Raw genomic sequence first — 22658 nt, 5'->3', positions numbered from 1 at the left:
AGAAAATCGCGAAATGATTTTCTGACCTATTTTTAAAATAAATTCATTTGAAGCAAACTTAGTAAGTAACTAATCGCGAGTACGATACCAAAAATCGTAATGGCTTTCGATGTGGATTTCATTGCCGGTATCATAGTGATTGGTTCCGTTCTGCCGATGAAACGTCTGACGGAACGAATCGCTTCTGGAGCACTTATTAAAATGAGTAGGGTCCAGTACGGCGCGCCTGCCCAAAAAATAAGCGAGATTTCAAAAGCATAAGCGAAAACATAGGCGAGGGCGAACAAAATTGTGGCGTTTCTTCTTCCAAGTAAGATGGCAAGTGTCAAGCGCCCATTTGCTTTATCTGGGTCTAAATCACGGATGCTGTTTGCGAGTAATAAATTGCCTACGAGAACCATGATTGGAATGGAGATATAAACGATTTGTGTGCCAATAAATTCCGCCTGAATGTAAAATGATATGAAAGTTATGACGCCACCCATGAAAAATCCGGCCATAATTTCACCAAAAGGGGTGTAAGCGATTGGATACGGGCCGCCAGTGTATAAGTAGCCAACGAGCATGCAAATTGCGCCGAGCAAGCCAACATACCAGTTTAGTTCCATCGATAAATAAACGCCGCCTAGAATGGAAAGTATGTAAAGGGTAATCGCTAGAAAAAGAATGAATCCCGGGCGTATACCATTTCTTACGATGGCTCCGCCGTTTCCAACCGAATGTTCATCATCGTGCCCTTTTTTATAGTCGTAATATTCATTGAACAAGTTTGCTGATGTTTGAATGAAAAAGCATGCAACAAGCATCACGAGAAAACGTGTGAAATGAAGATTTGAGTAGAGCATTGCAACGGATGTACCTAAAAATACGGGCACAAAAGAGGCAACTAGAGTGTGGGGCCGAAGTAGCGTCCACCATTTTTTAAAACCAGATTGTCTGGCTAGAACTTGTCTTTCCTGCGCTGCCATTTTATTCGCTCCTTTTTTAAAATATCCTTTCTTCATTTTAGGGAAAATAGTGAGTTTCGTCAATGAATAAAGCCAAAATCGCAAAATGAGCAGGAAGATTTTATTTTTGATATAATAGAAGGAGTGTTAGTAAAGGAGCGATGAAAAAAATGGGAATTACATTACCTCTTGCTTTATTTGAACAAGCGAAACGTCATGCAACAAAAGATAAACCTGCTCTTCTGAGTTGGGTAACTGAATACTCACAAGATTTGGCGCCGCATATTTTGTATCAAAAAGCAAAAGATGCCTTTTCTGGCGAGCGTTTCTTTTGGCAAAATCCTGAGATGACGCTAACACTGGCTGGCTTTGGTGTAACCGAACAATATTTAGCTGCGGATAAAGCAAAGGATGCTTTTTCTGGTTTAGAAGATAAACTAAAGGCTTTAAAATTAAGAACGGTGACCAACGCGACTGAAAAAGAGACAGGGCCGCTTTATTTTGGTGGGTTCAAATTTGATCCAGAACGCGAAACAGATAAAGAATGGCAAGCTTTTAAAGATGGATTATTTTACTTGCCACTATTTATGTTGACGAAAAAGAGCGAGAAAGTTTTTTTAACGGTTAACTTAGTCGTTTATCCTGACGATGAGCTTAAAAAATTGGAAGCCGTAAAAGGTCAGTGGGAAAAAATTATGGAAGCGAAACGTCCAGATATGGAAGTGAATTCGCTCATTACAGCTAAGGAATTAGAAACGGATGAATTTTTGGAAAATGCGCGTGATATTATTGCGCTGCTAAAAGATTCGGAAGACTTACATAAAGTGGTGTTATCCAGAAGAATGGGCTTGCGTTTTAGCAAACAAATTGATAGTGGTGCAGTTCTTCAAAAAATGATGGATACACAAGAAAATAGCTACTTTTTTGTGATGGAAAAAGGTGCTGCATTGTTCTTTGGTGCTACGCCAGAACGATTAGTAGCGGTTTCTGATGATAAAATCCACTCTTCTTGTGTAGCAGGGTCGGCCAAACGCGGCGAAACGGCAGAACAAGATGATAAACTCGGGAATGCTTTATTGAAAGATGCGAAAAATTTACGAGAACATCATTATGTTGTGGAAATGATTGAAGAAACCTTACAACAATTTGCAGATGACTTAACGATTTCCAGTGAACCGGTTCTTTTAAAAAATCGGGATATCCAACATCTTTATATGAATGTTCATGCGAAAAAGCGTGATGATGTAAATATTCTGCAAATTTTGCGGGCGCTGCATCCGACGCCGGCGCTTGGCGGTTCACCTAAAAATTTAGCGCGGGCGATTATTCGTATGAAGGAAACAAGTGACCGTGGTTTTTACGGTGGACCAATTGGGTTTATTGACACGGATTTTGATGGCGAATTCGCTGTAGCAATTCGTTCAGCGCTAGTCATTGACTCGCTTGGCGTGCTTTACGCAGGTTGCGGGATTGTGTCTGATTCCGTTCCAGAAGAAGAATTACAAGAAACAAAAGTCAAATTTCAACCGATGTTACGTGTTTTAGGAGGCAATGTCGAATGAGTCACCAAGAAACAATGACCGCATATTTAACTGCTTTTATCGAAGAATTAATTCAAGCAGGTGTCAAAGAAGCTGTTATTAGCCCAGGATCAAGATCAACTCCAATTGCGCTTTTAATGGCGGAACACCCGACGCTTAAAATTCATGTTCATGTGGACGAACGTTCGGCTGGTTTTTTCGCTCTTGGCATCGCAAAAGCTTCGAAAAATCCGGTTGTCCTACTCTGCACAAGTGGAACGGCTGCGGCCAATTATTTTCCGGCAGTGGCAGAAGCGAATTTATCCCAAATTCCGCTCATTGTTTTAACGGCAGATAGACCGCATGAACTGCGAAATGTTGGGGCGCCGCAAGCAATGGATCAAATTCAGTTGTTTGGCACCCACGTGAAAGATATGGTCGATATGGCGATACCAGAAGGAACAGATGAGATGCTACGCTATGCGAAATGGCACGGTAGTCGTTCAGTTGATATTGCGCTCAAAACGCCGCGGGGACCAGTACATTTGAACTTCCCACTACGGGAACCATTAACGCCGATTTTAGATCCTTCGCCGTTTACACAGACGGGTAAGAAGAAACATCACGTGCGGATTTATTATACGCATGAAGTTTTAGAGCAGGAAGCGCTAGATAAAATGTTCGCAGATTGTTCTGGGAAAAAAGGGGTCATCATTGCGGGACCGCTTGATAAGAAGAATTTGGAAGGAAAATTAGTTCAGGCGGCGCGAAAATTGGGTTGGCCAATCTTGGCGGATCCGCTGTCTGGTCTTCGGTCATACGGCGAAAAAGATACGGTTGTGGTGGATCAATATGATGCACTGCTAAAAAACGAGGCGTTTTGTTCGGCGATGGCACCTGAAATGGTCGTTCGTTTTGGGGCGATGCCAGTATCGAAGTCACTGAAAATTTGGCTAGAATCATTCGATGTGCGGACTTTCGTTGTTGATCCTGGGGCGGCTTGGCGGGACCCGGTGAAGGGTGTAACGGATATGATTCATTGCGATGAGCGTTTCCTACTTGAGGAGATGACTCAGGCGGAGTTTGCGGCTCCGGAGAATTGGCTTTCTGTGTGGCACAAACTAAACGCGTCTGCGCAAAACGTGCTTTCTTCCCATATAAAAGAAACAGCTGGCTTGGAGGAAGGGCAAATTGTGAGTGTGCTGCGGGAGCATCTGCCGGATCAGTCGGGTTTGTTTATTGGGAACAGCATGCCGATTCGGGATGTGGACACGTATTTCATGCAGACGGATAAGCGGGTGAAGATGCTTGCAAACCGCGGAGCAAACGGCATTGATGGTGTTGTTTCGGCCGCCCTTGGTGCGAGTACGATTGTTCAACCGATGTATTTGCTTATCGGCGATTTATCTTTTTATCATGATATGAACGGCCTACTGATGGCCAAAAAATACAACTTGAACTTGACGATTATTGTGGTGAACAACGATGGCGGCGGGATTTTCTCGTTTCTTCCTCAGGCGAAGACGCCGAAATATTTTGAGTCGCTATTTGGCACATCCACAAACCTTGATTTTCGCTATACGGCAGCACTTTATGGCGCGGGCTATGATGAAATTACACGATTATGTGATTTGGAAGATGCACTCGACAAAGCCGCTTATAACAAAGGGTTAGACATCATTGAAGTGCGCACAAATCGCCATGAAAATGTGGCACATCACCAAGCTCTTTTTGAGAAAATAGCGTTCCAAGTGGAGCGTGACCTGAAAAAATGAAGCTCTTTTTAAGTTTTATAAATCGTCATGCCAAGCTTGATATGATGTTGCTACACGGTTTTACGGGGACACATAAAACATTTGGACAGCTGGAACTAGGCGGGGCGAATTTAATTTTGCCGGATTTGCCCGGGCACGGCGCATCTTATTCAGCTGTTCCAGATGATTATTCGCTTGAGGCGACGGAAGCCGCATTAAACGCGCTTGTTAGAGCGGACAAGCCTACGGTTTTAGTTGGCTATTCGATGGGCGCACGAATTGCACTGGCGCTTACTATGCGGAACAAGGCAAAATACGGCGGGCTTGTTATGATAAGTGGTTCGCCGGGACTCAAGACGGATGAGGAGCGCGCAACTCGGCGGCACCGTGACGCGGACTTGGCGCAATTTATTACCGAAAAAGGTGTGCCGGAATTTGTGGCTTACTGGGAAAATTTGCCTTTGTTTGCTTCGCAAAAGTCGTTAGCTGCGGATAAGCAAGAACAAATTCGTGACGAGCGTTTGAGTCAAGCGGGAACAGGGCTTATATACAGTTTAGCTGGTGTTGGGACAGGTGAATTGCCTTCTTACTGGGCGGATTTGGCAGAGCTTGATATACCGGTTTTGCTTATAGCGGGTGAACTTGATGAAAAGTTTTGCCGTATTGCCAAGGAAGTGCAGAGTTTACTGCCTAATGCGACGTACGTTTCCGTGAAAGATGCGGGGCATGCGGTTCATCTTGAGGCACCTGAAGAAGTATCGAAAATGATAAATAACTGGTTAAATGACCATTTTTAGGAGGTTTTTTCTATGATTGAATGGAAAACGGAGAAAGTGTTTGAGGAAATTAAATATGAGTCGCATAACGGAATTGCGAAAGTAACGATTAATCGTCCGCATGTACATAATGCATTTACGCCTAAAACGGTGATGGAAATGATTGATGCGTTTAATTTGGCTCGCGATGATGAAAAAATTGGTGTCATCATTTTAACTGGTGAAGGCGACAAAGCGTTTTGTTCTGGGGGAGATCAGAAAGTGCGCGGGCACGGCGGTTATGTTGGCGATGACCAAATTCCACGTTTAAACGTGCTCGACTTACAGCGTCTCATTCGTATCATTCCAAAACCAGTTATTGCAATGGTTGCAGGCTGGTCAATTGGCGGCGGAAATGTGTTGCAACTTGTTTGTGACATTACAATTGCTGCTGACAATGCGAAGTTTGGTCAAACTGGACCGAACGTAGGAAGCTTTGACGCGGGGTATGGCTCTGGGTACTTAGCGCGCGTTATCGGGCATAAAAAAGCGAAGGAAGTTTGGTTTATGTGCCGCCAATATACGGCCGAGGAAGCGCTTGAAATGGGCTGGATTAATACGGTCGTACCCGTTTCTGAACTGGAAAATGAAACGGTCGCTTGGGCAGAAGAAATGCTTAAGAAAAGTCCGACAGCTTTGCGCTTTATTAAAGCAGCATTTAATGCCGATACAGATGGTTTGGCGGGAATTCAACAACTCGCAGGGGACGCAACACTTCTTTACTATACGACAGATGAAGCGAAAGAAGGCCGCGACGCCTTCAAGGAAAAACGCGACCCTGACTTCGATCAATTCCCGAAATTCCCATGATGAACTGGTTATTACAACGAGCGCAGGTTTCGCCACATGAAACTGCGCTTGTTTTCCGCGGAGAAAAATATTCGTTTGAAGAGGTGGCAGGGGACGCATTTTGTAACGCTGGAAAACTGGCCAGCCTGAACATTAAACCGGGCGATTTTGTGGCGCTTCTTGGAAAAAACAACAAGGAAACTTTTTTGATGATTCACGCTCTCCAATTGCTTGGCGCCATTCCGGTTTTTTTGAACAATCGGTTGACGGCTTCTGAAATGAATTTTGAGATTTTGGATAGCGGCGCCATTTGTACGCTTTTTGATGATGCCTTTGCTGATTTTTCGGTGGATTTAGACGGTGCGCGTCACGCATTTTCGGAAGTGGCTGCGCAAATCGCACGAGATTTTTCTGCCACAAAAAATGATTTTGATGACGTAGCGTCGGTTATGTACACCTCTGGCACGACGGGAAACCCGAAAGGCGTTCTGCAAACTTACGGGAACCATTTCTTCAGCGCGACAGCTTCAGCACTAAATTTTGGCGTGAATCCACGTTCGGACGCGTGGCTTTGTGTGGTGCCAATTTTTCACATTAGCGGCCTGTCGATTTTGATGCGCTCGGTCATTTACGGGATTCCGGTTTTTTTGGAAGAAAAATTTGATGTGGTGCGCGTCACGAAACTACTAATGAGCGGGGACGTGACGCATGTTTCAGTCGTTCTGACAATGATTGAACGGCTACTTGCCCACAGTTCGGCGGCTTTCCACGAAAACGTGCGTGTTGTTTTGCTCGGCGGAAGTGCCGTTCGAAAAGACATGCTAGAAACCTGTTTTGCGCGCCGCATTCCAATTGTTCAGTCATATGGCATGACCGAAACGGCGTCACAAATTGTTGCGCTAAACCCGGCCGATGCGAAACGTAAAATCGGCTCCTCAGGCCGCATCTTGTTCCCCTCGGAATTGCATATTGAAAAGGCTAATGAGGCGGACGTTGACGGAGAAATCTGGCTGCGTGGGCCAACTGTTTTCAAGGGCTATCTGAACAACCCGGCTGCGACAGACGAAGCCACACAAAACGAATTCTTTCGTACCGGAGATATCGGCCACGTGGACGAAGAAGGCTTCCTATTTGTAGCAGAGCGCAAGGGTGACTTGATTATATCCGGCGGCGAAAACATCTACCCAACAGAAGTTGAACACGCCATTTTGAGTGACAAACACGTCTTAGAAGCCGCTGTTGTTGGAAAAAAAGACGTCAAATGGGGCGAAGTGCCAGTCGCACACCTCGTCGTCTTACCCACGTTCAGCGAGCCGCACCTAGTAGAAGCATTAAAGACCAAACTGGCCGCCTATAAAATTCCGAAAGCCTTCCACATCACGCCCGAGCTACCCAAAACCGCATCTGGCAAAATCAAGCGCCATCAACTAAAATAGCGGCTGAAAGGTGGAAAACCAATGTTCAAACATCAAATTGATGAGAAACTTACCATTCGCGTTTTAACTAAAAATGATGTAGACGACTATTTTGAACTGATTAAATCGGCCAAAAGTTATTTAAGAAACTGGCTGACGGTCAGCGATAAAGCTGAAACAAAAAGCGATACCGCGCGTAATATAGCGTATCAAATGAACGTTAATGAAGAAGTGCCAACTTTATTTATGATGGAATACGAAGGAAAACTCGTCGGCTCTATCAGTTTTCATACAATGGATAAAGTCAACCAGAGTGGCGAAATAGGTTATTGGTTAGCTGAACCGTTTCAAGGCCAAGGCCTGATGATTAAGTCGCTACGCTTTTTAATTGATTATGGCTTCCACACGCTTAAGTTACATAGAATTGAAATGAAAATTGCATCTAATAATGAGAAGAGCCAGTCCTTACCTGAAAAATTAGGCTTTAGAAAAGAAGGAATTTTGAAAGAGGCAAAATTTATCAATGGTCGCTTTGTTGATTATGTTGTGTACGGTTTATTGCTGGAAGAATACGAAAAAAAGTAGAAAATATTTTCTACTTTTTTTAATTCTTTAAAACTCTATTATAGAGTAAATAGATTAAGAAAGATTCATATATTCTCTGTAAATGTCATAAAATATACATATTTTTCGTTTAAAAAACTATTTTACTAGCCTATTTGTATATTTTTTGATGTTATTATGAGTATAACTGTTTATATTTTAGTTTAAATAAACAGTTATACTTTATAGCAAAGGAGGGACAACTGCGCGAATTTTTAGCTGTTCAGAAAAAGGCAATCAAGAAAAAACAAAATAATCTAAACGGTTCGTCAGAGTATGTAAAACTTATGAATAATCAATGGGGGACTTCTTGAGTACTACCCAACCTCACTTTAAATCAAAGTGAACTTACATATTTTCTAGATTGTAAAAAGGCGATTAGTTATGTTAATTTGGAAGATTGTCTTAACTAAGAAAAAGGGAGAGTGCAAACATGACTAGCAAAAAATCTAAGTTAAGGAAATTGAGCATTAGTGCCGTTTTGTCCACTGTTATTGCGTCAACTATTCTAACGACAGTACCTTATAATGCGGTAGCGATTGAAGCGAATCAGGAAGTAGTGGGTAATCAAGTTGTTAAAAATGTAAACGCTGCCATCGGAACTACAACAATTTGGGGAGGTGCCACTACAAAATCAACAATCGCTAAAGGTTTTGCAGAACCTGGTTCAGCCATTACGGTTACTAACAATGGTGTCCAAATTGGGACAGGACGCGCAGATTTTGAAGGCGGATATAGAATTAGCATTGCGGAACAAGCAGCTAATACGGTCATGACAGTGACAGCAACTAAAGATGGCAATACTTCGAGTGCTGATGCAACGGTCGTTTATACTGACCGTATTCCATTTGAAACGTATCCTGTTACCCCAAACTCAAACGTAATAAGTGGGACAGCGACGCCAGGAGCAGATATTGTTATTTCAGTGAATGATTCCGAGAACCAAATTGCGAGTGGTACAGTCAATACTAACGGTACATTTGCGTTTGTTATTCCAAAACAAGCAGCAGGTACTAAAATAAAAATATCATTAGCTTATCGCGAAATAGTAAATAATCAATCAACCATTGCTCTTAGTGTAGATTCTATCATTGTGAAAGAGGCAGATCTTGCTTTTACTACAATTAATAAGCTTACAACTGATTCGACGAGGGTGGAAGGAACAGCTGAACCTAACACTATAATTAGCATTAAAAATCAAAGCGGGACGCAACTGGCAGTTGGAAGCGTAGGTTCTGACGGTAGGTATAATTTAGCGATTCCCAAACAATTAGAAGGAACAATTATCACAGCTACTGTGACGGCAAAGGGACAAACCGAAAGTGCGTCCACAACAGTTGTGCGAGAGCGTATGGCACCCACAACCATTGAAGCGATAACAACGGATTCAGTAAGGGCAGAAGGAACCGCGGAACCAAATGCAGATATTGAATTGAAAAACCAAAGTGGTATTATCCTTGCGAGAGGCAAAGTTGCGACAGATGGCTACTACAGTTTGACCATTCCAAAGCAACCTGAGGGAACAATTATTACAGCTACAGCGACGGTAAGTGGTAAAACCGAAAGTGCATCCACAACGGTTAAACGCGAAAGTATTGCACCAACAACCATTAAGTCATTAACAACAGATTCAGTAAGGGCAGAAGGGACAGCAGAGCCAAATGCAGATATTGAATTGAAAAATCAAAGTGGTGTGGTGTTAGCAAGAGGTCGAGTGGCTTCTGATGGTGTGTATGTATTAACGATACAAAAACAAGCTGCGAATACGGTTATTATTGCAACGGCAACAGCAAATGGTAAAACGTCAAGTGCAAGCACAACTGTAGTACAAACTCAGACATCTACTGGTACAGTCAGCGTCAAAAAGGATTATCTTGTTGGCGTGGATAGCCGAATTCAAGCGGAAGTTACAGGAGATGTGACAAAAGTTTATCTAGAAGTAGATGGTGTGAGAAAATCAACTATTCCTGTGGCGAGTAGCTTTGAGTACTATGCCAAGAATGTCATTACTCACGTAAATCAAGATGTCTATTTAGTTGGACTTAATGCTTCTAATGAGCAGTTAGCACGCACAAAAGTGACCTTAAAAGATGGACAAATAAGAACAGGTACAGTTTCTCCTAAGAATTTTATTGTTGGGGCGGATGCTTATGTGAAAGGAACGTATACAGGAGATATCAAAAAAGTAGGTCTTTCAGTGAACGGCACGGTTCTTTACAGTATTCCAGTTGCAACAGATGGTAGTTTCCAGTACTATGCGCGGCCAAATATTACGAATGCCAATACGGATCAAGTATATGTTATTGGCTATAACTCAGAAGGCAATGAAGTTTCAAGAGTCAAAGTGACATTGTCCGGGACGAATAGTGAACTAGATGGCACTATTACAGCATATAACTACATATTAAATCAAGATAAATATGTGGTTGGAACGTATACAGGGAATGTAAAATACATTACTTTGAGAGTGAACGGAACGATTTTAAGTAGAATTCCGGTTGTAGACGGGAACTATACGTATTATGCACGTCCACAAATCACTTCGACAACAGATGTAGTTTCAGTCCTTGCATATAATAATGCAGGCAGTCTTATTGCTGAATCACCAGTCGCGGTAAGATAATCACGCAACAAAAAAGCATAGAACCAGTGAACTCCATTTTAAAAATGGGATTATGTCTGGTTTTATGCTTTTATTTTTTTGGTCCCATTTCACAATTAACAAAGTCTTCTTTTTCCGAAAAAGAAGCTAAAGGAAATTTTCTGTTTTCCGCTGGCTTGATTACATAAATAATATACTTTTTAAAAAATAAACGTAACATTTTATACATAAAATATGTAAGGAAAACTATTTTAATATCCATTTCGTGTGTTTCTTTGATGGTATCATGATTATGTGTATTTTGATATTTCAAAACACATTCGTCATAATTCCCATCAAAGGAGGAGCATCCAAACGAAGTTTTAATTATTTAGAAAAGATAATCATAAATAACAAGCGAGGCTAAACGGTGTGCTAAAGCATATAAAATCAATAACGGTATACTGTGAAAAGTTTTTTTTAAGATATACATGTTTTTAGATTTAAAGGCAGCTGTTAAATGACTATCTTAAACAAGGGAGAAGATAAATATGAAGAACAAAAAAGCTAAGTTAAGAAAGTTAAGTGTTAGTATTATTGCAGCTACAGTGTTTGTTGCAACAGTTATGACTACTTTACCACACGATGTGTTAGCGACAGAAACTAATCAAGAGGTTGTAAACGTTGACACGGAAACAAATACGAATGCTGCAGGCACAATCATTGTCAACCAAGACTTTTATGTTGGTACAGATAGTCGTATTCAAGCAGAGGCTACAGGTGCTGTGACAAGGGTTTATTTAGAAGTAGATGGTCTTAGAAAAGCGACTATTCCCGTGGCTGGAAGCTTTGAATATTATGCGCGGCCTGAGATTACTGACGTAAACCAAGACGTGTATCTAGTTGGGCTTGATTCTTCTAATCAACAATTAGCACGCACGAAAGTCACGTTACGCAGCACAGATACTGTGACAGGAGGGGCTATTACAGTAAATCCTTATACAGTAGACCAAGATAGATACATAACAGGGACATATACAGGTGATGTAAAGTATGTTGCATTAGAAGTAAAAGGAGTTAAACGAAGTAGAGTTCCAGTTACAGGTGGTAGCTATGAATACTATGCCAGACTAACGGAGTCAGATGTAAATACAGATCAAGTGTACATCATTGCTTATGACTCAAAAAATGTCCAAATTGCAAGTGAGAAAGTTACATTGCTTGGCACAGATACAGGCAGTGACATAACCAACACTCTTACAGTAAATCCCTACACAGTAAACCAAGATAGAAACATAACAGGGACGTATACGGGCGATATAAAGTATGTTGCATTAGAAGTAAAGGGCATTGAACGAAGTAAAATGCCAGTTACAGGTGGCAGCTATGAATACTATGCCAGACTAACGGAGTCAGATGTAAATACAAATCAAGTGTACATCATTGCTTATGACGCGAAAAATGCCCAAATTGCAAGAGAGAAAGTTACATTACTTGGCACAGAAACAGGTAGTGACATAACGAGTACCCTTACAGTAAATCCCTTTACAGTAAACCAAGATAGAATCATAACAGGGACGTATACGGGTGATGTAAGGTATGTTGCAATAGAAGTAAAGGGCGTTGAACGAAGTAAAGTTCCAGTTACAGGTGGTAGCTTTGAATGCTATGCCAGACTAACGGAGACATATGTAAATACAGATCAAGTGTACATCGTTGCTTATGACTCGAAAATTGTCCGAACTACAAGAGAGAAAGTTACATTACTTGGCACAGATACAGGTAGTGACATAACGAGTACCCTTACAGTAAATCCTTATATGATAAACCAAGATAGATATGTAACAGGAACGTATACAGGTGATGTAAAGTATGTGGCATTAGAAGTAAAAGGAGTTAAACGAAGTAAAGTTCCAGTTACAGGCGGTAGCTATCAGTACTATGCCAGATTAACGGAGACAGATGCAAATACAGATCAAATGTATATGATTGGTTATGATTCAAGTGGTGCTGAAGTTTCGAAAACAAAAGTTGCATTAAACGATACAAATAGTTCAACAGGTAGCATTAGCGCATATGATTATACGGTAAACCAAGATAAATATGTATCTGGAACGTATACGGGTGATGTGCAATATGTTTCTTTAGAGGTAAACGGAGCTACGCTAAGTAAAGTTCCAGTTGCAACAGATGGGAAGTATCGATATTACGCACGACCAAATATTACGAATGGAACTACAGATAAAGTGTATGTCATTGGTTATGACTCAAAAGGTACTGTCATTGCGAGAGAGGAAGTAAAATTATACAATTCTGGGAGTACAACTTGCACCATTACAGCAAACGATTATACAATAGACCAAGATAAATATGTATCTGGAACATATACGGGCAATGTAAGGTATGTGGCGTTAAAAGTAAATGGAGTTACTTTAAGCAAAGTTCCAGTTACAGCAGGAAACTATTCATATTACGCTCGCCCGCAAATTACTTCGATGACAGATATCGTTTCCATCATTGCGTATGATAGTGCAAGTATTAAAGTTTCTGAATCGACTGTTGCTATTCTAGTAAGGTAGTTTAGAAAGTTGTAGAAATACGCAATATGAGTTTTAAAAAGTAAAATCGATAAAGAAATAGTTTGTGCAATAACTTTTATGATGGTTGTTGCAACATTTTCAAATTATACACATAAAAAAATCAGGTAGTCGTCAGCTTTTAAACATGACGTGCTACCTGATTTTTAATAGTTTTCCTCGTTATCGGTCGTTTCTTTCCGGTCCCATTTCACAATTAGGAGCGCCTCTTTTTTCCGCGCGTTGATTTCATCGTAAGCTTCTGCGTAGAAGCCTCGCTGACTTTGAATTTGTTCCGCTAAAAACCCTGCTTCTAGTTTAAAAGTAGGATTTCCTTCCGCTAAAAAGCGCTTTTCGACCTGCTCACCGCTTAAAGTAATCCGTAACTCGTCTTTTTTCTCTTTCGTAAGCGTAAGTTCGCCGAAAGAAGCCTTTTTAAAAAATGCGCTTATTTCATCAAGAGAAGCTAAAGGAAATTTTCTTGCTAAATCTTTTCCGGCCCAGTAGAGGATATGTGGTGTTTCCTCGCCTAGTAGTTCAGGAATAAGATGGTCTCGCAACAATTCAAGGCCGAAGCTTGGAATTTGCGACTGAACGTCTTCATGAATTTCTTCTGTCATTGTGAATACCCCACTTTCTTCTTCACTATTATAACTAAAAGTAGCCCCAATTGGAAAGAGAGAAGGATAATTTTTGTAAAATACTTGCTAAAAGTGGGAAAAAATAAGAAAATGGAAACGTATAGATTTAAAATAGAAATTGAGGCGAGACCGTGAAACGAGCAATAGGATTTATTGATTCGGGGGTTGGGGGCTTAACCGTAGTAAAAGAAGTGTTAAAGCAACTTCCTCATGAAAACATTTATTATTTAGGTGATACAGCACGTTGTCCGTATGGTCCGCGTGATACAGAAGAAGTATTAAAATTCACTTGGGAAATGACGAATTTTTTAGTGGAGCGAAAGATCAAAATGTTAGTGATTGCTTGTAATACGGCAACTGCTGCGGCGTTAAAAGATATTCGCATGAAATTAGATATACCTGTCATTGGTGTTATTCAGCCTGGCTCTAGGGCGGCGCTTAAAGCATCGCGCAACAATCATATTGGTGTACTCGGGACGGTTGGAACCGTTCAAAGCATGGCGTATCCAAAAGCTTTGAAGGGACTGAATAATCAAGTCAAAGTGGATTCACTTGCATGTCCAAAATTTGTTTCGATTGTGGAATCGGGCGAATATAAAAGCGCTATCGCGAAAAAAATTGTTGCAGAGTCACTTTTGCCGCTAAAAAGCACAAAAATTGATTCGCTTATTTTGGGTTGCACGCATTATCCGCTTTTAAAGCCGCTTATTGAAAACGTGATGGGCGAAGGCGTTGCGGTCATTAATTCTGGTGAGGAAACGGCCAGCGAAGTGAGCGCACTGCTCGATTATCATGATTTGCTCGAACGAAGAGGCGGCGAAACCGATCACCGTTTTTATACAACAGGTTCGGTCAAAATTTTCCATAATATCGCAAACGACTGGCTAAAACTACCTCAAATGGATGTCGAACACATCACTCTTGGGGAAAAATAAGGGAATCAGGTGTAAAAATGAGATTTGATGGTAGAAATAATGAAGAATTGCGTGAGATTAAGATAGAAAAAGACTACATCATGCATCCGGAAGGTTCGGTTTTAATTTCAGCTGGAAATACGAAGGTCATTTGTAACGCGAGCATTGAAGAAAAAGTTCCGCCGTTTATGCGTGGTGAAGGAAAAGGTTGGATTTCAGCTGAATACGCCATGCTGCCACGGGCGACAGGTTCAAGAAACATTCGCGAATCATCCAAAGGAAAAGTGAGCGGACGGACGATGGAAATCCAACGCCTGATCGGCCGCGCATTACGTGCTGTTGTCAATTTGGACGCGCTAGGGGAGCGAACAATTTGGCTCGACTGCGATGTGATCCAAGCGGACGGAGGTACGCGTACGGCTTCTATTACTGGCGCTTTTATCGCGATGACGCTTGCGGTTTATCGGTTACATACGGAGAAATCATTTGACTCATTTCCGATTCAAGATTTTCTTGCCGCTACAAGTGTGGGCATTTTAGATGAAGAGGAAGCGGTTTTAGACTTAAATTATGTGGAGGATAGCGCTGCAAACGTTGATATGAACGTGATTATGACGGGTGCAGGGCGGTTTGTTGAGCTACAAGGAACTGGCGAGGAGGCGACTTTTTCTGACGAGGAACTAAGTGAACTTCTTCGCTTAGGGCGGAAAGGGATTGCGGAGCTTGTTGAGCTACAAAAAGAACAATTAGGTGCGGATATTACGGCGCTTATAAAAGGGGAGTAAAGAGATGCGAAAATTAGTAATTGCAACGGGAAATGTTGGAAAAGCACAGGAATTTCGTGGGATTTTAGAAAAATATGATGTGGAAATTTTAACGCTGAAAGATTTTCCTGAAATTGGTGAAATCGAAGAAACGGGTACGACTTTTGCGGAAAATGCTGCTTTAAAGGCGACGACGGTAGCGAAAATTTTAAATCAAACGGTGCTAGCTGATGATTCGGGGTTAATTGTAGATGCACTAGACGGCGCCCCGGGCGTCTATTCTGCGCGTTATGCTGGCGAGGCACATAATGATGCCAAGAATAATGAAAAGCTCTTACGCGAGCTCGGAGACACGCCAGATGAAAAGCGTACGGCAAGATTCCACTGCACACTAGCTCTTGCCACACCAGACGGCGAGGTTGATTATTATGAAGGTGATTGCCAAGGGAAAATTGCACAAGCGCTTTCTGGAAAAAACGGGTTTGGCTATGATCCATTGTTTTTCCTACCTGAACGCGGTGTGACGATGGCAAATTTAACGCCTGCTGAAAAGAACCAAATTAGCCATCGTGCGAATGCAATTAAAAATCTTGGTGCGAATATTGAAAAAGTACTAGAAAAAATTGATAAAAAGTGAGAAAATAGAAAGCAGTAGCACATGGGGAGGATATACATTTTATGAAATTAGTAGTAGTTAGCGACAGTCATCATGAACATGACTGCCTGCTTCGTTTAAAGGGAAAATATGAAAACAAAGTGGATGCTATGATTCATTGTGGTGACTCTGAACTTGAAAAGGATGATCCTGCTATTCAAGGCTTTCAGACGGTACGTGGAAACTGCGATTTTGGCGCTGACTTTCCTAATGACCTCGTTATCGAGGTCGGCGAGTACCGTATTTTTGTGACGCACGGTCATTTATACAATATTAAAATGACGTTAATGAACTTACGCTACCGGGCGCGTGAGCTTGATGCTGACTTTGTCTTTTTTGGCCACTCACACGAGTTGGGCGCCGAACTCATTGATCAGACGCTCATTTTAAACCCTGGCAGTATTTCTTTGCCGCGAGGTCAAATTCGCGTGAAAACCTATGCTTTAATCGAAAGTGTTCCTGAAGGGATTTGCGTAAAATTCATGGACGAAGATGATCAGGAGCTGACGGAGCTGACGCAAGTTTTTCCGCTTTTGAAGGCTTGAAAAAGTTCTCTTTTTGCAAAAATATAAGCGAACTTGCATAAAACCATTGACAAACGAATGAAATCGAAATAAAATGGTACTTGGCTGTTGAAAAATTAGCCATTTGTCCTGATAGCTCAGCTGGATAGAGCAACGGCCTTCTAAGCCGTCGGTCGGGGGTTCGAATCCCTCTCAGGACGTTATATTGAATTTTAGTGATACCAAGCTTTTCGGAGTTTGGTGTCTTTTTTGTTACTTTATGCAACCATTCAATATAAAAAACTTTTTTAATATATAAATGCAAAAAAACTCAAAAAGTTAGGCTTTTAGTCTAACTCTTTGAGGCATAACATTTGTGGGCCAATTTTTTAGATTTTCGAAATATAAAGTGTATCTACTTTTCCATCATCGTCGGTGTCTGCTTGTAAAATTGTAAAATGCATGTCGCCGCTTTGGCATTCGTAGCCTGTCGAGCCGGAGCCATCTTGCATGTCAGTTAAAACAGTTGTTTCTTTTGGAATATAAGGCGATGCAAGGTCTAGCAATTTATCTTGAGATGCTGGAAAGTCTACATTTTTGTCTGTTACATCTGCTTGGATAAAAATAATTTTATTGTTTGCATCTACTGTATAAAATTCCGTTTCATACATGTTGGTCCAATTATCGGTAGTTTCGTGTAAGCCTTCTGTTTGTAAAGTTTGCCCGATAATGTTTTTCGGTTGGGTGTTTTCTTTGCTAGTCTCTTCTTTTTTGGAAGTATTTCCTGAGCAGCCAGATAGGATAATACCAAATATAAGGAGGAAGCCAAATAGTAAGGCCATTTTCTTCAAAATCATCATTCCCTTAATTATTTTTCACATTTCATTATAGCATTATTAAGATGCGATTTAAAAATTTTCAATATTAAAAGAATACGCCTTATTATGTATATTCTTTTATTTTTCTTTTGCGATTATTAGCAGTATAATCGCTAATGTGAAAAAAATAACATACGGGAGATGAAAGGATGAAAAGGTTAAACTCGGAAGATTACCGGGTCTTAATTTACCTCCATGAAGCGCATAAAGAAGATGATTCAGGTTACTTAAAGGCACATTATCACAACCTCAAACGTCTTAATCGTCACGGATTTTTGACGGTTGTTTATAATGAGAAACGCTTGCCTTATCTTATCATTTTTACGAAAAGAGCGAGCGATTTATTTAGAAATCGACATCGGCAAAGATATGAACACGAAAAAATTATGCTAGAATATAATATTTGACTTTAAGCCTTGTGATTTTTCGCAAGGTTCTTTTTTATCTAGTTACTTCGTTCCAGTATATTTTTAAAAGATGACTTTCGGACTGTATACTTTTGTTGATTAATTTAATACAATTTAAACGAACGTATGTTCTTTTTTAGGGAGGGGGCGAAATAAAATGAATTTACCTGGCGAAGAATTTGACCGAGGTATCCAAAAATGGGGTGGCTTCATTTTAAGTGAACATTCAGAGCAAATTGAACATGAGAAGAAGCATTTAAATTGGAAAGAGGCAATGAGTGCGAAAAACATTGAAATGATATTAAGCGAAGCATTGCTGCATCAGCAAACTGTCATTATTCAGCAGAAATTGCCAGTGTATAACCCGGATGGTTTTCCGGAAGCAGACTTAATTGGACGAATTGTTGGCATTCAAGATGGCGATATTTGGCTTAGAAGCGGGGAGAAAAACGTAAAAGTATTTTTTGATAGTATTCATCATGTGGCATGTAAAGAAGGCGAATCTAAATGGTACACGTAATGGATTATCAGCATGTGCCGCGAAAAGATATTTTATGCATTGATGTAAAATCATTTTTTGCGAGTGTGGAATGTGTTTCAAGGGGACTTAATCCGCTTACTTCATTTTTAGTTGTCATGAGCCACCCGGAAAATAGTGGGGGATTAGTTCTTGCTGCGACACCGCTCATGAAAAAAGTGTTTGGCATTCAAACGGGAGCGAGAAGATATGAGCTTCCAAACGATCCACGCATTATTGTTGCGCCGCCTCGTATGAAACATTATCTGGCTGTTAACTCACAAATACGGGCGGTTTTTTTACGATATGTGCCTAAAGAGTATTTTTTGCCTTATTCGATTGACGAAGTGTTTTTAGATGTGACTGGTTCGCATCGCCTTTTTGGGACGACTACAAGGATTGCGGAACAAATTCAAGCGGATATTTTAAAGGAAACAGGGCTTTATGTCACTTGTGGCATTGGCGATAACCTGCTTTTGGCTAAATTGGCACTTGATATTGAGTCGAAACATAGTTTTACGAGACGAGCGGAATGGCGGTATGAGAACGTTCCTGAGAAGGTGTGGCGCATTAAAAAGCTCACGGATTTCTGGGGCATAGGGGAGCGAATGGGGCGGAAGCTTAGGGATATTGGCATAAATAGCATTTATGAGCTTAGCCAAACAGAGCCAGGGCTGCTCAAGAAACATTTTGGGGTAATTGGGCAGCAGCTTTACTATCATGCGCACGGTCTCGATTATAGCCGTATCAATGAAACTTATAAACCTATCGAAAAATCTTTTGGGAAAAATCAAATTTTGGAACGCGACTACAAAGATGCAAAAGAAGTTGTGATTGTCATAAAAGAAATGGCCGAAGAGATGGCGTCGCGCCTTCGCAAAAATTTTGTGGACACCAATCGGGTGTTTTTGAGTATTGGTTACAGCAAATATAGTCCAATTCGAGGCTTTAGACATCAAATTAAAATCCAGCCGACAGATTCGAGTGTGCGGCTTAAAGCCATTTTAGAAATGCTGTTTTGGAAATATTATCAGCAGCAATCTGTTCGCGTCATCGCCATTTCATTTGGTGGCATCGCACTAAAAAAGGGCTTGCAGCTTAATTTGTTTGAGAATCCTATTAAAACGCTGCAAATGGAACAATTAGAGCGAACAATTGACAAGATTCGCGCGCGCTATGGCTATAAAGCCTTAATGCATGCGAGCAGCCTTTCAAGCGGGGCCACTGGAATGAAGCGGTCGACGTACATTGGCGGGCATCAAGGGTAAAAACCGCTAAAATTTTTAGCGGTTTTTATTAGACATCTTTCAACTCTTGCTTTTTTGCGAATAACGTGCTTTTTTGAGCGATCTTTTTCCGGAAGCGATAGGTAAGATAAATGGAACGTAGCAGTAAATCGAGTCCAATCGAAAGCCAAATGCCGGCAATATCCATCTGAAGCCATAAGCTGAAAATAATCACGCCGATAATCCGGACGCCCCACATGCCAATAACCGTGCTATATAAAGGCGATTTCGTATCACCCAAACCTTGAAGAGCGCCTGTAAGGATTAAACTAATCGCTAAAATAGGCTGAATAAAAGCATCGATGCGCAGAGCGATTATAATTTTATGCAGCGCTTCTGGGTCTTGTGTAAACCAACTGCCAAATACAGGAGCGAAAAAGAAGAGAACGGCGCCAAAAGCACTCATAATTATCAGCCCAATTTTAGCAGACAAAAATCCCAATTGTTTCGCTTCCTGATAGTTTTTAGCACCCACACTCATACCGACAAGTGTTGTCGCCGCAATGGCAAAACCATAACCAGGCATATAAGTGAAGCTTTCAATAGTCCCAGCAATCGAGTGAGCGGCGTATGTTTTAATCCCTACAGCTACAATTAAGCTGAAATAAAGTACTTGTCCTAGACGCATGACAAGCCGCTCCAAAGCTGCGGGAATAGAGAGGCGAATAAGCGCCGAATAATTGGATTTTCGGAATAATTTGCGGAAAGAAAGATGAAAATCAGTTTGTTGAATTTTCATGTATAGTAATAAACAGCCAATGAGCCTAGCGATAACAGTCCCAATTGCACTGCCGACTACGCCAAATGCGGGGATAAATCCGATACCAAAAATCAAGATGTAGTTTAAAAGAACGTTCAAAATATTAATGACGAAACTAATTTTCATAGGTGTTTTTGTATCTCCGGCAGCGCGTAATACGCTTCCCCATACAGTCATCAAAGAAATGAAAACGGAGCTTCCGCCAACTATAGAAAGAAAAGGGACTGCATAAACTAGAACGGAATCCTTAGCGCCCATTAACTGCAGGAGTGGAGAGGCAAAAAGGAGTGTAAGGACACTAAATAAAGCTCCAACTAAAATCGCAATAAATGTAGATTGAGAAACGATTTCTTTGGCAGCGGTTACTTTTTTATCGCCTAGATAGCGCGCAATTAGTGAGGCAGTTCCAATCCCTAATGCGAGAAATATGGCAAGGTAGACGGCAAGAATGGTGTTAGCAAGCCCTACGGCAGTGACGGCAAGCAAACCGATTCGAGCAACCATTAGCCCATCAACAAACCCCATCATAGTTTGAAGGAGGTTCTCAATCGTAGCGGGGATAGCCAAATTTAAGATTTTTCTAGTGGGGGATAGCGCTTTATGATGCATAGATACACGTCCTTAAGTTAAAGTATGTTCACTATTCATTCAGAAAATTGTACCATGTTCTTTTATGAAAACGCAATCCCATTTCACAAGATGTTTGTCTAAAAAAAGAAGGGGAAAATGATTTAAAATAGGAGGAAGGGAAGTTAACGACGTGAATCCATATATTAAAGAAACGAATTTAAAACGTGAGATTTATCCTTTGCCTGAAGATATTCATCAGTTGTTGAAAGAACATCAAGTTTTAGAAGCCTATAAAAAGCGCCCAGATTTTCAAAAAAATGATTATATTGGGTGGATTGGACGCGCAAAACGTGAGGAAACTCGCCATAAAAGAATCGAACAAATGATTACAGAGCTAAAAGGTGGCAAAAAATATATGAATATGGATTATGAAGGGAAATAGGAGGAAGCAATACTAGTAAACCCCACCGAAAATCAATTCGGCGGGGTTTACACGTGTTATTTCTTAGTCGTTGCGTCCCTTTTTAATGAGTTTATAACGTAAATGGTAACATGCAATTCCTAGAAAAAGTAAAAATAGTCCTAAAAGCAAATTTTCAATGTTACTAAAATCCCATGAGAGGGAGATACCAATATTTATGACCCCTAAAATACTAAATAATAAGCTAACAACAAGGAGGAAACGAAAGGGAATAGTAGAAAACTTCATAAAATCGCCTCACTTGTTTATTGAATCGAACTTATTTTAGCATAAAAAATCAATTTATTCACTTGTTATTTGTTTTGTAAACCCTTCACCAACAACACTTTGGGCATCATTAATAATGAAAAAGGCTTTTTCATCATGTTTGTTAACAATTTTGGTAAGTGGCAAAAGTTGCTGTCTGCTAATGACGATATAAAGAATTTTCTTATCTTCTTTTTTATAATAGCCTTGTCCGTCAAACAGAGTCATGCCACGACCGATTTTTAAATCAATTTCACGAGCGATATCTTCATATTTATCTGAAATGATAGTAACGGATTTTTTAGGATTAAAGCCTTCTAAAATTAAGTCGAGTACTTTTGTAGAAACATAGAGTGAAACAATTGTGAAAAGCATGTTTTGTAAGCCAATAATAAAAGTTGAGGGAATGACAACGATGAGGTCAAAAAAGAGGAGCGCATAACTTGTATTCCAGCCAAGATATTTATTCGCAATTTTAGCTAAAATGGCACTTCCTGCTGTTGTTCCACCACCGTGCATAATAAGTCCCATACCAAATCCCATTAACACGCCAGCAAAAATAGCTGCGATAATCGTTTGGTCAGTTACAAAGGTTATATTTTCGGTTAGACGTAAAAAAAGTGATGTAAAAATAATGGCTATAATTGTAAGAATAATCGTCAACCGATCCAAAAATTTATATCCGATAATAAGCAAAATCCCATTGAAAATTAAAGTAGTAATAGCCGGTGCAATTCCAAGTGTGTAGTATAAAATCATCGTAAGTCCCGTAACACCACCTTCACCGAGATGGTTTGGAATCGCAAAAACGTTTACTGCTAGCGAAAAAATAAGCGCCCCTATAATAATTTTCGCAAAATTAAAAGCCCATTTTTTATTCATAGTATAACCCCTCTCTTTTCCTAGTGAGCAGAAAAAGACCCCGAGCATCCCAAAAGGGTGTCGGAGTCTTTTTGTAAAAAAGCATTAAGGCAATCGCCGTTAACTGTCTCACCATAAAAACATAAATTCTATTACTAAATTAGCATAAAATTTT

General features: G+C 40.6%; 21 protein-coding genes and 1 tRNA gene. 17 read left to right on the top strand and 5 right to left on the bottom strand.

From position 1 onward, the window contains the following. Positions 1–32: 32 nt before the first annotated feature. Positions 33–968 (bottom strand): 1,4-dihydroxy-2-naphthoate polyprenyltransferase, encoded by a 936-nt coding sequence (locus tag CFT42_RS08185; RefSeq protein WP_088809853.1) that lies wholly within the window; start codon positions 966–968, stop codon positions 33–35. Between the two features lie 149 nt (positions 969–1117). Here CFT42_RS08185 and CFT42_RS08180 point away from each other — a divergent pair, with 149 nt between their 5' ends. From CFT42_RS08180 to CFT42_RS08140, 8 genes are all read left to right on the top strand, one after another. Continuing rightward, positions 1118–2509: an isochorismate synthase gene (locus CFT42_RS08180; protein ID WP_088809854.1), complete on the top strand. Its 1392-nt coding sequence runs from the start codon at positions 1118–1120 to the stop codon at positions 2507–2509. Beyond that, positions 2506–4242 carry a 2-succinyl-5-enolpyruvyl-6-hydroxy-3-cyclohexene-1-carboxylic-acid synthase gene (menD, locus tag CFT42_RS08175; RefSeq protein WP_088815895.1) on the top strand — a complete coding sequence of 579 codons (1737 nt, stop codon included), beginning with the start codon at positions 2506–2508 and terminating at the stop codon, positions 4240–4242. The genes CFT42_RS08180 and menD overlap by 4 nt, the downstream gene beginning before the upstream one ends. Next, on the top strand, positions 4239–5018 hold the full coding sequence (gene menH, locus CFT42_RS08170) for a 2-succinyl-6-hydroxy-2,4-cyclohexadiene-1-carboxylate synthase (protein ID WP_088815894.1): 780 nt from the start codon (positions 4239–4241) through the stop codon (positions 5016–5018). The genes menD and menH overlap by 4 nt, the downstream gene beginning before the upstream one ends. 12 nt (positions 5019–5030) lie before the next feature. Then, positions 5031–5846 carry a 1,4-dihydroxy-2-naphthoyl-CoA synthase gene (menB, locus tag CFT42_RS08165; RefSeq protein WP_088809857.1) on the top strand — a complete coding sequence of 272 codons (816 nt, stop codon included), beginning with the start codon at positions 5031–5033 and terminating at the stop codon, positions 5844–5846. Then, positions 5843–7261, top strand: a complete 1419-nt coding sequence (locus tag CFT42_RS08160; protein WP_088815893.1) for an o-succinylbenzoate--CoA ligase — start codon at positions 5843–5845, stop codon at positions 7259–7261. Before menB ends, CFT42_RS08160 begins: the two co-directional genes overlap by 4 nt. A 21-nt stretch (positions 7262–7282) precedes the next feature. Next, the gene (locus CFT42_RS08155; protein ID WP_088809859.1) at positions 7283–7825 is read left to right on the top strand and encodes a GNAT family N-acetyltransferase; all 543 of its coding nucleotides are present in this window, start codon (positions 7283–7285) and stop codon (positions 7823–7825) included. 451 nt (positions 7826–8276) lie between these two features. Then, a complete protein-coding gene (locus CFT42_RS08150) occupies positions 8277–10466 on the top strand; it encodes an immunoglobulin-like domain-containing protein (RefSeq protein WP_088809860.1) in 2190 nt (729 codons plus the stop codon). 509 nt (positions 10467–10975) lie between these two features. Next, a complete protein-coding gene (locus CFT42_RS08140; protein ID WP_088815891.1) occupies positions 10976–13003 on the top strand; it encodes an immunoglobulin-like domain-containing protein in 2028 nt (675 codons plus the stop codon). 164 nt (positions 13004–13167) lie between these two features. On the opposite strand, the gene CFT42_RS08135 is transcribed toward CFT42_RS08140, so the two are convergent. Then, positions 13168–13620 (bottom strand): YslB family protein, encoded by a 453-nt coding sequence (locus CFT42_RS08135; RefSeq protein WP_088809863.1) that lies wholly within the window; start codon positions 13618–13620, stop codon positions 13168–13170. Between the two features lie 152 nt (positions 13621–13772). On the opposite strand from CFT42_RS08135, the gene racE reads away from it, so the two are divergent. The 5 genes from racE (at position 13773) to CFT42_RS08110 (ending at position 16698) form a co-directional block, all read left to right on the top strand. After that, entirely contained in the window at positions 13773–14576 is an 804-nt protein-coding gene (gene racE, locus CFT42_RS08130; RefSeq protein WP_088815890.1) for a glutamate racemase, read from the top strand. A gap of 17 nt (positions 14577–14593) precedes the next feature. After that, entirely contained in the window at positions 14594–15340 is a 747-nt protein-coding gene (gene rph / locus CFT42_RS08125; protein ID WP_088815889.1) for a ribonuclease PH, read from the top strand. Positions 15341–15344: 4 nt separating this feature from the next. Continuing rightward, positions 15345–15956 (top strand): XTP/dITP diphosphatase, encoded by a 612-nt coding sequence (locus CFT42_RS08120; protein ID WP_088809866.1) that lies wholly within the window; start codon positions 15345–15347, stop codon positions 15954–15956. Positions 15957–15997: 41 nt separating this feature from the next. Then, positions 15998–16519: a metallophosphoesterase gene (locus tag CFT42_RS08115; RefSeq protein ID WP_088815888.1), complete on the top strand. Its 522-nt coding sequence runs from the start codon at positions 15998–16000 to the stop codon at positions 16517–16519. A gap of 105 nt (positions 16520–16624) precedes the next feature. Then, positions 16625–16698, top strand: a tRNA-Arg gene (locus CFT42_RS08110). A 168-nt stretch (positions 16699–16866) separates the two neighbouring features. On the opposite strand, the gene CFT42_RS08105 is transcribed toward CFT42_RS08110, so the two are convergent. Next, entirely contained in the window at positions 16867–17334 is a 468-nt protein-coding gene (locus CFT42_RS08105) for a hypothetical protein (protein WP_244169950.1), read from the bottom strand. A 170-nt stretch (positions 17335–17504) separates the two neighbouring features. Here CFT42_RS08105 and CFT42_RS08100 point away from each other — a divergent pair, with 170 nt between their 5' ends. From CFT42_RS08100 to CFT42_RS08090, 3 genes are all read left to right on the top strand, one after another. Further along, positions 17505–17762 carry a hypothetical protein gene (locus CFT42_RS08100; protein WP_088809868.1) on the top strand — a complete coding sequence of 86 codons (258 nt, stop codon included), beginning with the start codon at positions 17505–17507 and terminating at the stop codon, positions 17760–17762. Between the two features lie 157 nt (positions 17763–17919). Continuing rightward, positions 17920–18282: a hypothetical protein gene (locus CFT42_RS08095; protein ID WP_088809869.1), complete on the top strand. Its 363-nt coding sequence runs from the start codon at positions 17920–17922 to the stop codon at positions 18280–18282. Further along, positions 18270–19547 (top strand): Y-family DNA polymerase, encoded by a 1278-nt coding sequence (locus tag CFT42_RS08090; protein ID WP_088815887.1) that lies wholly within the window; start codon positions 18270–18272, stop codon positions 19545–19547. Before CFT42_RS08095 ends, CFT42_RS08090 begins: the two co-directional genes overlap by 13 nt. A gap of 28 nt (positions 19548–19575) precedes the next feature. Here the strand turns inward: CFT42_RS08090 and CFT42_RS08085 are convergent, their stop codons facing one another. Beyond that, complete coding sequence (locus CFT42_RS08085) at positions 19576–20934, bottom strand: MATE family efflux transporter (RefSeq protein WP_088809871.1); 1359 nt, start codon at positions 20932–20934, stop codon at positions 19576–19578. 151 nt (positions 20935–21085) lie between these two features. Between CFT42_RS08085 and CFT42_RS08080 the strand changes: the two genes are divergently transcribed. Continuing rightward, positions 21086–21337, top strand: a complete 252-nt coding sequence (locus tag CFT42_RS08080; protein ID WP_088809872.1) for a YdeI/OmpD-associated family protein — start codon at positions 21086–21088, stop codon at positions 21335–21337. A 321-nt stretch (positions 21338–21658) separates the two neighbouring features. On the opposite strand, the gene CFT42_RS08070 is transcribed toward CFT42_RS08080, so the two are convergent. Continuing rightward, the gene (locus tag CFT42_RS08070; RefSeq protein ID WP_088809874.1) at positions 21659–22504 is read right to left on the bottom strand and encodes a YitT family protein; all 846 of its coding nucleotides are present in this window, start codon (positions 22502–22504) and stop codon (positions 21659–21661) included. Between the last annotated feature and the right edge of the window lie 154 nt (positions 22505–22658).

Source organism: Listeria goaensis (assembly GCF_900186125.1).
Lineage (GTDB): Bacteria > Bacillota > Bacilli > Lactobacillales > Listeriaceae > Listeria > Listeria goaensis.
This window is presented reverse-complemented; position numbering and strand designations above follow the sequence as displayed.